At 43.5% G+C, this 676-nt stretch carries 1 protein-coding gene; it reads left to right on the top strand.

Going from position 1 to position 676, the window contains the following annotated elements; genetic code table 11:
* Positions 1-676, top strand: a 676-nt coding sequence (gene coaA / locus R7E78_RS27060; protein ID WP_318058738.1) for a type I pantothenate kinase, incomplete at both ends; no start/stop codon positions are given.

Genomic DNA, 676 nt, shown 5'->3' with positions numbered 1-676 from the left:
ACCGTGCCGAGTGGGCAGAACTGCGTAATTCTGTTCCGATGACACTCTCTGAAGACGATCTAAAGGCGCTTCAAGGCATAAATGAAAACCTCACTATGGAGGAAGCGGTAGAGATCTACCTTCCTTTGTCTCGTCTACTCAATTTATATGTACAGGCTCGCCAAAGTCGCAACTCTGTTCTTCAGCAGTTTCTAAATACCGAGGAACACGCTCCGCCTTTTGTTATTGGCATTGCAGGTAGTGTGGCTGTTGGAAAAAGTACAACAGCACGCATTCTTAAAGCACTGCTTTCTCGTTGGGAAAATCATCCCAAAGTCGCCTTAGTTACAACGGATGGCTTTCTGTATCCCAAAAAGGTTTTGGAAGAGCGCGGTATCATGCATCGAAAGGGTTTTCCCGAATCTTACGACATCAAACGTTTGGTAGAATTTGTTTCTGATGTAAAGGCGGGCAATCCAAATCTGGAAGTACCTGTTTACTCACACATCACATACGACATTACTGATGAGCTAAAAAAAGTCGACCGACCTGACGTGCTGATTATTGAAGGCTTAAACGTATTACAAAGCGGTATGGACTACCCACATGATCCACATCGAGTATTTGTATCTGATTTTCTTGATTTCTCAATTTATGTTGATGCGGAAAGTGAAACGATAGAGCAGTGGTATGTCGA

The sequence above is a fragment of the Vibrio sp. YT-19(2023) genome, from assembly GCF_033337395.1.
This window is presented reverse-complemented; position numbering and strand designations above follow the sequence as displayed.